The following is a 13196-nucleotide window of genomic DNA, read 5'->3' as shown; positions in this document are numbered from 1 at the left end:
TTGTTCCATTTTAGAGATTTGTTTAAGATAAGATATAACTCATTGAGATGTGTCATAGTATTCGTCGTTAGAAAACAATTATTGTGACATTATTTCAATGAGTTATCTATTTTTGTCGTGTACAGAGCTAAATGGGTTAGATAATATCAAACCTAATTATGATAAAGCTTACTATTGGTTTGAAAAGGCTGCAAAAGCTAATAACCATGAAGCTATAAACTCATTAGGTATGATTTATTTTGCTGGTTTAGGAAAAGATAAGAATTTTCAGAAGGCTGAAGAGTATTTTCTAGAAGCAAATAAGTATGGTAACAAAGATGCTAAATTGAACTTAGCAGAGCTATATAGAGTTAAGGATTTTGGTCGATCACCAGATTTTGAAAAAGCAGAGAGTTGGTATTTATTAGGGGTCCAAGATAACCCTTCACGGGCATATGAGGGTTTATCAAAAATGTACTTGGATCAGGAAAACTATGAGAAAGCATTTAGTTTTTCTGAAAAAGCTGCTGAACTAGGTAATCCTGAAGCTCAATATAATTTAGGGGTTTTCTTTGAGCAAGGTGTGTATGTAAAAAAAGATAAAAATCAAGCTGAATTTTGGTATGAAAAAGCAGCTAAACAAGGACATTTAAACGCAATTAATAATTTAAATATTCTTAGGCAAAAATAAATGATGAGGCTTCATTATCATTTTTATCATAATGAAGCTTTATTTTCTGGGGTTATATGAAAAGATACTGTTTGATAGGTTTTTTAAATAAAATTATTTTCTTGTTTTTGTAATTAAAGAGAAAAGTATTAGCAGGTTTTTTTATTTCTTACCAATTATAGTCATTTATTAAAAAGTAAAATAACTGAAAACAAGGAGAAATAAATGAAAGAAATACTTTTACTAGCAATTTTATTGGGGTTAACTGGGTGTGGTGATAATGACCAAAAAAGCCATGCGCAAGAAAATATAACTCAGCATGCTGAGTAGCAGTACCAGCATTAGCTAATTATAGTTTACCTGCCTCACCATAAGCATTTTCGATGGGTGGGTAGTCTATACTAATACAAGTCCTGTCGGCGCATCTACATTATTGGATGAAGCAAAAGACCGCTGCATTAGTTATGCCTAATCCAACTCAAGTGGCAAATGTACTGAAATGAAGCGATTACAAGAACTGGGGAAAAGATATCAAGAAGAAAATCCTGTGTATTTAAATGTACCTCCGAGTTCTCAATGGTTTCCGTCAAGTTTTTAATTTTTGGAGTTAGTAAATGAAATATTCTTATTCTATCTTTTTCAGCCTATTGATGGTAAGTGGTTGTAGTAATGGTACATCAACGAATACACTTCCTGATTCAGAAAAGATTACATCAACGGAGCAAGATTCATATCAAAAAATACAGAAATATTCTGAAGCTGGCGATAAGGAAAATTATTTAAAACTTTTAGAAACGTCTGCTGAAAGTGGGGATGTAATTGCCCAAAATGAATTGGCTGGATTATATGCATTTGGTGAGGGCGTACCAAAAAGTGGAGAGAAATTTATTTATTGGTCAGAGTTAGCTGCATCTAAGGGGTCTTCACTTGCTCAACTTAATTTAGGTACAGCCTATTTTTTTGGAACTAATGGAGTAACTCAAGATTTGGTAAAAGCAGAAAAGTGGCTAACACTTGCTGCAAGTAATAATGAAGAAATTGCTAAAAGTTATTTACAGAAAATAAAAAATAATGAAATACCAGATGCATCAATACCAGATGATATAAAACTTCTTATGGAGAGTGATAAGTAGTTTGGTCTATTTACGGCTTTGTTGCACAAAGATTTGAAATGCAAAGCGCCCCTAATTGAGCCAAATTTAAGGCGTAACTTGGGTAAGTGGTCGACCTAATTCCGTAAATCTGTTGAGGACTGCTACACGTGCATGAATCTCATTCACCTGACTAGGAAAGCTTCTTGCCATTAATTTATCGCCTAATAATTTGATGCAATGCATCTTGGTTTCCACCAAACTGCGGCGATGATAGCCTGACCATTTTTTCCATAGTGTCCTGCCTAAACGTTTAACTGTTCGAAGTAATTCATTTCGCGCTAGCGAGCTACTCTTTGTATCTTTCCATGGTTTCGCATTTTTTCTAGGTGGAATCACTGCATGCGCTTGCCGATCTGCAATGACCTGACGGCATTGCTTGGTATCATAAGCTCCATCGGTATAAACAGAGTCAATCTGCTCATCTTGTGGAATCTGATTAAGTAAATCACCAAGCACCTGTGAATCACTGACATTATTGGTTGTAAGCTGAACTGCTCGTATTTGTAGGGTTTTAGCATCTATACCAATATGAAGTTTACGCCATTGGCGACGATATTCAGGTCCATGTTTCTTGCGTTTCCATTCGCCCTCACCTAGAAACTTCATGCCTGTAGAGTCCATGAGTAGATGCAGCCCATCGCTACTTTTTTGGTAGCTGATTGCAATATCAATATGCTTTTGTCTTCTACAAAGCGTGGTGTACGAATATCACTGATATTCGGGCTGCTCATCCGCAAAGTTTAATCAGACTTTGCACAAAGCCAGTGACCATATGTAAAGATAGACGGAATAAGGATTTAATCATTAAGCAGCATTGGATAGCTGCGTCGGAGTAGGTTTGATTTCGCCCTTTGCCTGTTGATGGCGCATACCATTGCGTAGCAGGATCAAACCAAATGGCAATATTTCCGCGACTCATGAGTGCTCGGTTATATGCGGGCCAATTGGTTGTACGGTAGATTTTGTGTGTAGGCTTCTTCATTTGAAAATTATATCGCTGAAAAAGCCTTTACAGATAGGTTTGTGCAACAAAGCCCATGAAATACTACACTCTAAGATTTTTACATCTTGAATTTAAAAAAGCCCCTTAGGGCTTTTTAATTTTTAATCAAATTTAAGGCAACTGCTGAATCGGGCTTCCACCCAATGCCTGCAATAAAGTCACATAAGCATTGTATTGGCTCTGGCGGGTTTGCACCAAAGATAAACGGGCATTACGCGTGGTTTCCTGTGCATCTAACAGATTTTTTAACGCCACTGCGCCGTTACGATAACGGACTTCAGTCAACCGTTCAGACTTTTCCGCCAGTTCAACATTACGTGCCTGCAAGGCAAGCTGTTTATCCAGCTCATTACGTGCCGATAATGCATTTTCCACATCTGCAAAGGCGGCATATAGAGTCTGGCGATACTGCAAAATCGCTTTTTCATATTCCAGTTCGTTGACCTGTAAATCACGTTTCATGTCATTCCATTGTAAAAATGGCAGACTTAATCCTGCACCCAAGGTCAAGGCCGGATTTTGCAATGCACTGCTTAGTGAGGTAGAGGCACCCACACCTGTTGATAGTGCGCCAGTCAAGCTGATCGATGGATAATAGCTGGCCCGATTGGCATCTTTATTGGCCAGGGCTTTACGCAGGCGTAACTCGGCAGCCTGTAAGTCCGGACGACGCGCCAATAATTCTGCCGGCAAACCGGCACTAATCTCCGGCAACGCCGTACGTGGTAAACGCGGCGGTTCCTGAATATTCAGCTGCTGCACCGGCATGTTTAATAAAACCGCCAAGGCTGTCCGGGTTTCTACACGCTGCTGCTCAATCTGGCTTAAGGTTGATTTCTGGTTTTGTACCGACTGTTCTGCCTGGGTTACATCCAGACCCGATACCGCGCCAGCCCGATACTGTACTTGTACCAGTTCATAGGTTTTTTGTGCGGTCGCCAGGTTTTGCTGGACCACCTGATAACGTTCATTTAAATAGCCCAGCTGCCAATACAGCTCTGCTGCTGTACCAATCAAACTCTGTGCTGTGGCCTGTAAATCCTGCTCGGTGGCTAAGGCTTCCCAGCGCGCAGCTTCGGTCTGGTTGGCCAGTTTGCCAAATAAATCCAGTTCATAACTCAAGCGTGGATAGCCCAGAGAAATTCCGGTCGAGGCATTACCATCGCCATCCAGACTAAAACGGTGCCCGGTTGAAATGCTGGCATCTCCAATCCGGATCCCTTGCTGGCTTTGAGACTGTCCCGCCTGTAGACGAGCCTGTTGCAGGTTAATCCCCGCAACTGCCAGATCGCTATTGCGCGTCAAGGTTTGTTCAACCAGGGCATTCAGCTGGGCATCCTTAAACAGCGTCCACCACTGATCGGCCTGAACCTGGGCATGCACCTGCTGGCTAACCGCTTTACTGTTCTGGAAACTGCCCGGAATAGTCACAGCGGGTGCCTGATATGGGGTTTTCACCACCGCCGCACAGCCGACCAGGCTGCTGCTCAATAGCAAGGCGGTTGCAAGCTTACTGAAATTCAATTGCATGAAAGTATCCTTATTCTCGAGACAGGGCATCGACGGGGTTTAAACGGGCAGCGTTACGGGCAGGAATAAAGCCAAACACAATCCCGATCAGGCTGGAACAGATAAAGGCTGCCACAATGGAGGTGGTCGAGTAAGCCATTTGGAAAGTCCCGCCGGCGAACTGGGTAATCAGTTGTCCAATCCCTAAAGATAAGAGCACCCCGAGAATACCACCTAAAATACAGACCAGTACGGCTTCAATCAGGAACTGCTGCAAGATGTCACTTTGTCGGGCACCCACCGCCATACGAACGCCGATTTCCTGCGTCCGCTCTGTAACCGATACCAGCATGATGTTCATCACCCCGATACCACCCACCACCAGAGAAATCACGGCAATGGCTGAAATCAGCAGGGTCATCGTCGCAGTGGTCTGCTGGATGGTTTCCCGAATACTGTCGGCATTCTGGGTAAAGACATCCTGCGCGCCATGGCGCTGGACCAGCAGGCTTAAAATTGCATTTTCTGCGGCGGCACTTGGATATTCATCTTTAATCCGGACAATGATGCTGCGCACATGCGATTGCCCCAGCATCCGGCTTAAAACGGTGGAGTAGGGCAGATAGACATTCAGGCTATCCGCATTACCGCCCATGCCTTGCTGGGCATCGACCACCCCAATAATGCGGCTCGGTACGCTCCCCAGTAAAATCACCTGACCTACCGGGTTAGAGCCGTCACTAAAGAAAGTCTTTTGGGTGTTGGTATCAATCACCACGTCTTGGGCTTGAGTGCGGACACTGCTCCGGTCAAAAGGTTGACCGCTGTTAAAATCCAGACCGCGTACATAGAAGAAGTCTTCACTCACACCATTCACGGTGGTCGAGGCTTCAATTTCCTTAAAGCGTCCGGTCACGCTGGTATTCACCGACGGGCTGACCCCATCGACATAGGGCTGTTCCGCCAGCGCATCGGCATCTGCGGGAATCAGGGTTCTGACCTGAGAGGAACGTGAATTGTCCCCGAAGCCCCGGCCCTGATACACGGTGATGGTATTGGTACCCAGACTGCTGATGTTTTCCAGAATCTGTTTTTGTGAACCATTGCCGAGTGCCACCACTGAAACCACCGAGGCAATCCCGATAATAATCCCGAGCATGGTCAGAAAGGTTCGCATCCGGTGTGCATTCATGGCCAGTAAGGCCATACGGAAGGCTTCTCCCAGACGGTCCACCGCGGAGCGCCAGGACGAAATTTTCTTTTGTGTATTGCGTTGCAGTTGCTGTTTTTCTAGGGGCGCATCTTCAGTTTCTGGCGTATTCGGCTGATCGGAAATAATATTCCCGTCACTGATTTCAATAATCCGGCTGGCACTTTTGGCGACATTGTGGTCATGGGTGACCAGAATAATAGTATGACCCTGGGCATTCAGCTCGCGCAGAATCCGCATTACCTCAATGCCGCTGTTTTTGTCCAGCGCACCGGTCGGTTCATCGGCTAGAATCACATCGCCGCCATTCATTAGCGCACGCGCAATCGAAACACGCTGTTGCTGACCACCAGAAAGCTGGCTTGGACGGTTCTGGGTTTTCTCACCCAGACCCAAATCGGTCAGCAGTTTTTCTGCACGCTGATGACGTTCATCGGCATCGGCACCGGCATAAATCGCCGGCACTTCGACGTTTCCCGCTGCAGTTAAATCGCCCAGCAGATGATAGCGCTGGAAAATAAAACCAAAATATTCACGCCGTAACTGGGCCAGTTCATCGGGTTCCAGTTCACGGGTTTCGCGGCCATTTACGCGGTAGCTGCCCGAGGTTGGTTTATCCAGACAGCCTAAAATATTCATCAGGGTCGATTTGCCCGAACCGGACTGGCCGACAATCGCGACCAGTTCGCCGGGGTAAATCGCCAGATCGACACCCTTGAGAATCTGCACCGTTGATTCACCTGCCGGGAATTCACGAGTCAGATTCTTGACCTCGAGTAGAGGTTGCTGTTGTTGACTCATGCTTACATTCTCATTGGGCCGGAAGGACCACCACGGTTACTACGTTTGGCGCCATCGTTTGAAGTATCTGAACCATCGGCAATAATGACCTGATCACCCTCTTTCAAACCTTTGATGATTTCAACGCTAACCCGGTTATTTAAGCCAGTCAGGACCTGTTGCGGTTTGGCGCTGCCATCGGCCTGTAAGACACGTACCATTGCCAGTGCAGCTTTGCCTTGATCAATCAGGGCACGTTCCTGTTCGGTCAGGGTTAAGCGCGCAGGACGGTCACCGGCCGGGCGTTGACCACGAGCTTCAGATGCACCGCGTTCAGCCGGCGCCTGATCTGCACCCGGGGCACGGCTACGCTGTGGACGGTTAGAGGCCTGAATGGCTGCCGCTGGAATCATCAGGACATTTTTCGCTTCATCCAGCACAATTGACACCTGTGCGGTCATGTCAATACGCAACTTGCCATCTTCATTCGGAACATCAAACAGGGCGTTGTAATACACCGCAGAGCTTGAAGTGGATGAACTGTTATTGGTCTCGGTATTGATTGAATTTGGTGCCGGTTCAACCTGACGCAAGGTGGCGTAGTGTTTTTTCTCACTGTTGCCCAAGGTGGTGAAGTACACACGCTGGCCTTCTTCCACTTTCATAACGTCGGCTTCAGAAATCTCCGATTTTACGGTCATGGTGTCGAGCTTGGCCAGTTTGACAATAGTCGGCGCACTCTGGTTGGCGTTTACAGTCTGACCTTCTTCCGTAACAATCGCCACGACCGTACCATCCATGGGTGCAACAATACGGGTATAGCCTAAATCTTCACGTGTGGTGGCTAAGGTTAAGCGGGACTGTTCAATCTGGGCATTAATGGCAGCAATATCGGCCTGTGCGGTTTTGTAGCTGGCCAGTGCGGCTTCCAGTTCTGCACGTGAGGTCGCATCCTGGTCATACATGGCCTGTTGTCGGCGATATTCAGCTTCGACTTTGGCAAGATTGGCCTGACGCACCGCCAGTTGGGCCTGCTGGTTTTTAATGCTGGCTTCTGCGGTTTTTAATTCGTTTTCCTGACGTACCGAATCAATCTGGGCAATCAGCTGGCCCTGTTTGACCTGATCGCCGAGTTCGACATACATTTTTCTGACCTGTCCCGACACCTGGGCGCCGACACTGACCATTTTGGTGGCTTCAAGGACACCGGTGGCCAGTACTGAATTTTCAATATCGCCACGGCTGACAGCAGCGGTAATGTACTGTGGCTGTTCCTGTTTAGGTTTTAAAAAGAACCAGGCTGCAGCAATAAGTGCCACAATGGCCAGCGCAGCAAGCACGAGTTTGGTTGGTTTTATTTTAGGCATGATCATCGAAACAGGTAAAAAGAATTAAACGGAATTATAAAAGCGAATTAAGGATAAATCGTGAATATTTTGAAGACATTGCAAATGATAATTATTCTATGCAGGTCTGAATATCCTGTTAAACGGCAAATAAAGGCCGACCACAGAGACTGGCAATGGCTTGCTGCACCAGCTGTTCCGGGTTGTCCTGACTGACGCCTTTAATGGCCGCATCAATATTTAATAACAGCGCCGGCCAGCTTAAAAACGTTTGTGGCGACAAACGGCGTACTGCCTGCTGGTAAGTGCTGACCTTATTTTTCCAGATGCCCAGTTGCAAGGCATTCTGTGGTTGCTCGAACAGTTGCATCAGAAGTCGCATTTCCTTGCTGATACTCCATAAGATCAGGCTCATCGGCTCGCCAGAGGCAGTCAGATACTGAAAAATCTTGATAGATTGAGCCAGATTTCCGGCTAAAAGGGCATCGCTTAAATCATAAGTGGTATAGCGCGACTGGTCTTGCAGGCAGGCATATAAATGCTCAATCTGAATCTGTTCAAGGTCCGGAAATGTATCGCGCACCCGCATCAAGCTATTTTTGGCCGCCAGCAAGTTGTGTTCATGATGCTGTTCCAGCCATTGCCAGGCATCATTGGCCAGTTGAATCCCCAGTTTTTGTGCTTCAACTGCTAAAATCTGCTGACGATCGCGTGGGTAATTTGCCGTTAAGGCGACGCAAACGCCATTGGCCTCCACCGTCTGGAAAAAGCTTGACTTGAGGCTGCTGGCATCCTGCTTGGGCATGACCACCAGCAGCAGGTTATTGCTGTCTTGTTGTAAATAGCTTTTCAGCAGTTTTAAGCTGCTGGCATCGGGCTTGATGTTGCCATGCACTTCAACTGCCAGTTGGGTGGAAAATAAAGACAGGCTGTTTAAGGCATTAAAGACATTTTTCCAGTCACTGACGCTGCTAATATCATAGCGCTGACGTTCAATGTCCTGCTTCTGCCAGCTTTGGCGAAAAGCATCAATCAGGTTTTGTTCTAGTAATGGTTCCTGACCATGCAGCACCCAGGCCCCCCGGGCATCATCAATCCGTTTCAGGGCCTGTAAGTAATCCAGTTTCATGGTGCAGCAGTTTGGCTGGTCGATGCGGCAGGTAAGCGGTTTGATGAAATCTGACGCACAATTTGCTGGGCCACATCATCAATGATCACATCACGCAGGAATTTCTGTTCCTGATCATCGGTGTTCACTGTTGCGACATCATATTGATAGCTTCGGGTGGCGACTACGGTACGCGGTTCAGTTACCGGATTGCCTTGTGCATCTTCAATACGGAAAGTCACATTTAAACGCAGCATGGTTTCGACCAGCTTGCCATTTAATTCCAGACGGCGCGGGCTATAGTCGAGTACCCGCAGCAGATAGGCATCATTGCTATTGCTGAGCTGGACACCGGCGGCACCCAAATAAATCGACAGTTTTTCCTGTAATTCTTCCGCTTGGGCAGGCAGCGCCAGACGCATTTTCGAATAGGCCACCGGGGCGACGGTTGGGTTGGTGCCTTTCAGATGAAAACCACAACCGACCAGGCTAGTAGCTAAACCGCATGTAAGTACAATAGCTGCGACACGTTTGCCCAAATGCATGTGTTGTCCTCTGTGTTGGCCTGAATCAAGCGAAAAATAAAATGAGGTTTTGATTGTATGTGCAAAGCCCGTTGACTGGCAACGGGCTTTGTGTTTTTTAAGCCTCCCTTTGGTAAAGGGAGGTTTGGAGGGATTCGTCCTTAAAGGTCCCCCTCTTGCGCCATATATGGCTCACCTTTTACAAAGGGGGACTTCCACGGTCCATATTATAAAAAATGGGTTCTCCTCCCTTTTTTAAAGGGTGAGAAGCATTGCTTCGCAAGGGAGGGATTGTTCCTTTATATTCCCTTCTCCCTTTGGGAGAAGGTTAGGATGAGGGTGCTTTTAATATTTCACCTCTCCCTAACCCTCTCCTGAGAGGAGAGGGAACCTAAGGAATTAAACCACCAAATTCACTAACTTATTCGGCACCACAATTTCTTTCTTGGTTGGACCGGTCAAGAATTGTTGAACTTCAGGTAATGCTTTTGCTTGTGCCAAAATGTCATCTTTCGATGCATCGACAGACACTTCAAGTTTGCCACGAAGCTTACCATTCACCTGAACCACGATGGTTTGGGTATTACGTGTTAATGCAGATTCATCCACAGTCGGGAATTGAGCAGAGGTTAACTCAATGCCAAACTGAGCCAATAAAGTCTGGCTTAAGTGTGGTGCAAATGGTGCCAGCAAAGTCAGAAGTGTGGTGATGGATTCACGAGCCACAGCCACGTCATTGTCATCTTTCGCTTCAAACTTGTTGTTTGCATTTAGAAGCTCCATCATCGCTGCAATGGCAGTGTTAAATGCATGACGACGTTCGATGTCATCACCCACTTTTTGGATGGTTTCATGGGTTTTACGACGTAAGTCTTGCGCTGCTGTAGAAAGCGCAGCTTTGTCGATGTTTGAAGCAGTGTTACCTTGTTCAAGGAAACCTGTCGCTAAACGCCATACACGTTTCAAGAAGCGGTTTGCACCTTCAACACCAGCATCAGACCATTCAAGAGATTGATCAGGAGGGGCTGCAAACATCATGAATACACGAGCCGTATCTGCGCCGTATTGGTCAATAATCGCTTGTGGGTCGATCCCGTTATTTTTCGATTTCGACATTTTTTCTTGGCCGCCAACAATGACGTCTTGACCATCACCTTTGTATTTCGCAGACGTGATACGACCTTTTTCGTCTTTTTCAAGTTCGATGTCGGCAGGGTTGAACCAAGTTTTCTTACCTGATTCCGCTTCACGGTAATAGGTATCCGCAAGTACCATACCTTGTGTTAACAAGTTGGTGAATGGTTCGTTGCCTTGTACCACGCCTTCGTCACGCATCAATTTGTGGAAGAAACGTGCATATAACAAGTGCAGAATCGCGTGTTCCACACCACCGATGTATTGGTTCACAGGCAACCAGGTTTGACCCGCTTCAGGTTTCACCATGCCATCTGTAAAGTCTGGAGAAGCATAACGTGCATAGTACCAAGAAGATTCTACGAAGGTATCCAATGTATCTGTTTCACGACGTGCGTCGCCACCACAGCATGGACATTTGGTTTCGTAGAACTCAGGCATTTTATTGAGTGGGTTACCTGAACCATCAGGCACAACATTAGTCGGAAGTACAACCGGAAGTTGATCTTCAGGCACTGGCACTTGACCACAAGTGTCACAGTTAATCATTGGAATTGGACAACCCCAATAACGCTGACGAGATACACCCCAGTCGCGTAAACGGAATTGAACTTTGACATTGGCAAGACCTTGTGGTTCAAGTTTTGCCAAGAATGCATCAAATGCACCCTGGAAGTCTAAACCGTCAAATTCACCTGAATTAACCAGTTTGCCTTCTTTCGAGCCGTACCATTCTTGCCACTGAGTTGCATCAAAGTCTGCATCATCAGCGCCTTTGGCATCAATCACTTGTTTGATGGTGAGGCCATATTTATTGGCAAATTCGAAGTCACGTTCATCGTGTGAAGGCACTGCCATCACCGCACCTGAACCGTATGACATCAGCACATAGTTTGCGATCCAAACAGGAACTTCTTCACCAGTCACAGGGTGTTTTACAGAAAGACCTGTTGCCATGCCTTTCTTCTCAGCAGTGGCAAGATCCGCTTCTGCAACTGAACCCATACGACATTCTTCGATAAATGCAGCAAGTTCTGGATTCGTTTCAGCCGCTTTTAACGCCATCGGATGTTCTGCTGCAATAGCAACATAAGTCACACCCATTAAGGTGTCGGCACGTGTTGTGAAGACTGTTAAGCCATCTGCATACACGTCTGGATTCGCTGAAGGGAAAGTAATTTCCATACCCTGTGAGCGACCAATCCAGTTACGTTGCATGGTTAACACTTGTTGTGGCCAACCGTCTTTCAGCGTGTCTAAATCGTCCAGTAATTCTTGCGCATAGTCAGTAATGCGGAAGTAGTACATTGGAATATCACGTTTTTCAACCAATGCACCTGAACGCCAGCCACGACCATTTTCAACCTGTTCGTTGGCAAGTACGGTTTGATCCACTGGATCCCAGTTCACCGTTGAAAGTTTACGGTAGATCAAGCCTTTTTTATAAAGCTGAACGAATAACCATTGTTCCCAGCGATAGTATTCTGGTGTGCAAGTGGCAAATTCACGATCCCAATCCACGGCAAGGCCAAGCTTTTTCAATTGATTACGCATGTAATCAATGTTTTCAAAAGTCCATTTTGCCGGTGCAACTTGATGCGCAATCGCGGCATTTTCAGCAGGAAGACCGAAGGCATCCCAACCCATCGGTTGCAGTACAGTTTCGCCTTTTAAGCGGTGGAAACGGCTGATCACGTCACCAATCGTATAGTTACGCACATGACCCATATGCAGTTTGCCACTTGGGTAAGGGAACATCGAGAGGATATAACGACGTGGACCTTCTACAGTGTCGGCAACTTTAAAGGCTTTACGAGTTTCCCAGTCGCTTTGGACTTGAGGTTCAATCGCACTGGCTTGATATTCAGGGTCAATATGAGTAGTCATAAACGGATTAATGAATTACGGTTAAAAGTTTGTTGCACAGCATAGCGCAAAATGCAGCGAAAAGTGAATTTTGCGCGGCGGTTTCTGCTGGAAAAATTTAACTGATCGGGCCAGAGCAAGCAGAAACTTAAAAAACTTGCGGATTGGCACGTTCCTGTTGGGCTTGCTGCAGGGCAGCATTGGCTTCACGTTGCTGTGAATCCATCTCGGGAGCGGTTGCTGGCGTGTTCGCTGTCTGTGCTGTGGTTGGACTGTGCGTATTATTCGCTGCCGCCGTTTGCGCTGAAGTCGTTGGGGCAGAGTTGCGCCAGCCGTAAGTATCGACTTTGCCGTGTTTCTTGGCATTTTTCGGTGGCGGGGTGGTGGTGTAATGGGTTGAACCATTGGCATCGACCCATTTGTAGTACTGTTTGGCCATCACATTGGCGCTGGCCAGTGCGACTACTGAACATAATCCCCAAGTTAAAATAGAGCGATTCATCTTGTTATCCTCATGCTGTATTCAGCTGATCAATCTGCGCGTTTATCTTAGCAATAATTGGCGCCAAAGTTGATTAATTTTTAGGCTGGAAGATGAAAAATAACAGCATGAATCTGCGCCTGAATATCCTCGGCTGTTGTATCTGAAATAACCATTTTACTGCTGCAGAATGATCCATTTTGATGGGTGAATTATAAATAAACGATTTTTTATTTAATAAAATTCATTCATTTTTTTTATGTATTTTATATTTAAAATTTATGTGAAATAAAGGCAAGCACATGAAATATCATGTTTTATAACGGAAATTTAAATTTTTCTATGTAATGCTTGAAAACCAGATATGTTTAAAAAACAGGCACACAGCCAAGTTTAGGAAAAAAGCCAATTTTTAAACTTGACTTTAGGGGA

The 13196-nt window shown here is 45.7% G+C and carries 9 protein-coding genes and 1 pseudogene; 2 read left to right on the top strand and 8 right to left on the bottom strand.

Going from position 1 to position 13196, the window contains the following annotated elements; genetic code table 11:
* The first annotated feature begins 97 nt into the window (after nt 1-97).
* On the top strand, nt 98-670 hold the full coding sequence (locus FTT64_RS10145; protein ID WP_227554592.1) for a tetratricopeptide repeat protein: 573 nt from the start codon (nt 98-100) through the stop codon (nt 668-670).
* 593 nt (nt 671-1263) lie between these two features.
* Nucleotides 1264-1782: a tetratricopeptide repeat protein gene (locus FTT64_RS10140; RefSeq protein WP_075167347.1), complete on the top strand. Its 519-nt coding sequence runs from the start codon at nt 1264-1266 to the stop codon at nt 1780-1782.
* A gap of 66 nt (nt 1783-1848) precedes the next feature.
* On the opposite strand, the pseudogene FTT64_RS10135 reads toward FTT64_RS10140, so the two are convergent.
* The 8 genes and pseudogenes from FTT64_RS10135 to FTT64_RS10100 form a co-directional block, all read right to left on the bottom strand.
* Nucleotides 1849-2785 (bottom strand): annotated as a pseudogene (locus FTT64_RS10135) (IS5 family transposase).
* A 132-nt stretch (nt 2786-2917) separates the two neighbouring features.
* Entirely contained in the window at nt 2918-4336 is a 1419-nt protein-coding gene (locus tag FTT64_RS10130) for an efflux transporter outer membrane subunit (RefSeq protein WP_104500936.1), read from the bottom strand.
* 10 nt (nt 4337-4346) lie between these two features.
* Nucleotides 4347-6326 carry a MacB family efflux pump subunit gene (locus tag FTT64_RS10125; protein WP_005182346.1) on the bottom strand — a complete coding sequence of 660 codons (1980 nt, stop codon included), beginning with the start codon at nt 6324-6326 and terminating at the stop codon, nt 4347-4349.
* A gap of 2 nt (nt 6327-6328) precedes the next feature.
* Nucleotides 6329-7672 carry a MacA family efflux pump subunit gene (locus FTT64_RS10120; RefSeq protein ID WP_163146116.1) on the bottom strand — a complete coding sequence of 448 codons (1344 nt, stop codon included), beginning with the start codon at nt 7670-7672 and terminating at the stop codon, nt 6329-6331.
* Between the two features lie 118 nt (nt 7673-7790).
* Complete coding sequence (gene holA / locus FTT64_RS10115) at nt 7791-8780, bottom strand: DNA polymerase III subunit delta (RefSeq protein WP_005182351.1); 990 nt, start codon at nt 8778-8780, stop codon at nt 7791-7793.
* A complete protein-coding gene (gene lptE / locus FTT64_RS10110; RefSeq protein ID WP_005182353.1) occupies nt 8777-9304 on the bottom strand; it encodes an LPS assembly lipoprotein LptE in 528 nt (175 codons plus the stop codon). The genes holA and lptE overlap by 4 nt, the downstream gene beginning before the upstream one ends.
* Nucleotides 9305-9682: 378 nt before the next feature.
* On the bottom strand, nt 9683-12304 hold the full coding sequence (gene leuS, locus FTT64_RS10105; protein WP_163146114.1) for a leucine--tRNA ligase: 2622 nt from the start codon (nt 12302-12304) through the stop codon (nt 9683-9685).
* A 127-nt stretch (nt 12305-12431) separates the two neighbouring features.
* On the bottom strand, nt 12432-12785 hold the full coding sequence (locus tag FTT64_RS10100) for a DUF4124 domain-containing protein (protein WP_005182363.1): 354 nt from the start codon (nt 12783-12785) through the stop codon (nt 12432-12434).
* Nucleotides 12786-13196: the final 411 nt, after the last annotated feature.

It is taken from the genome of Acinetobacter sp. Q186-3, assembly GCF_013420655.1.
Classification (GTDB): Bacteria; Pseudomonadota; Gammaproteobacteria; order Pseudomonadales; family Moraxellaceae; genus Acinetobacter; species Acinetobacter indicus.
This window is presented reverse-complemented; position numbering and strand designations above follow the sequence as displayed.

Bases quoted from the DNA above. Each gene is read 5' to 3' on its own strand.
- FTT64_RS10145 (WP_227554592.1), top strand. From the start codon at position 98: ATGAGTTATCTATTTTTGTCGTGTACAGAGCTAAATGGGTTAGATAAT.
- FTT64_RS10140 (WP_075167347.1), top strand. From the start codon at position 1,264: ATGAAATATTCTTATTCTATCTTTTTCAGCCTATTGATGGTAAGTGGT.
- FTT64_RS10130 (WP_104500936.1), bottom strand. From the start codon at position 4,336: ATGCAATTGAATTTCAGTAAGCTTGCAACCGCCTTGCTATTGAGCAGC.
- FTT64_RS10125 (WP_005182346.1), bottom strand. From the start codon at position 6,326: ATGAGTCAACAACAGCAACCTCTACTCGAGGTCAAGAATCTGACTCGT.
- FTT64_RS10120 (WP_163146116.1), bottom strand. From the start codon at position 7,672: ATGCCTAAAATAAAACCAACCAAACTCGTGCTTGCTGCGCTGGCCATT.
- holA (WP_005182351.1), bottom strand. From the start codon at position 8,780: ATGAAACTGGATTACTTACAGGCCCTGAAACGGATTGATGATGCCCGG.
- lptE (WP_005182353.1), bottom strand. From the start codon at position 9,304: ATGCATTTGGGCAAACGTGTCGCAGCTATTGTACTTACATGCGGTTTA.
- leuS (WP_163146114.1), bottom strand. From the start codon at position 12,304: ATGACTACTCATATTGACCCTGAATATCAAGCCAGTGCGATTGAACCT.
- FTT64_RS10100 (WP_005182363.1), bottom strand. From the start codon at position 12,785: ATGAATCGCTCTATTTTAACTTGGGGATTATGTTCAGTAGTCGCACTG.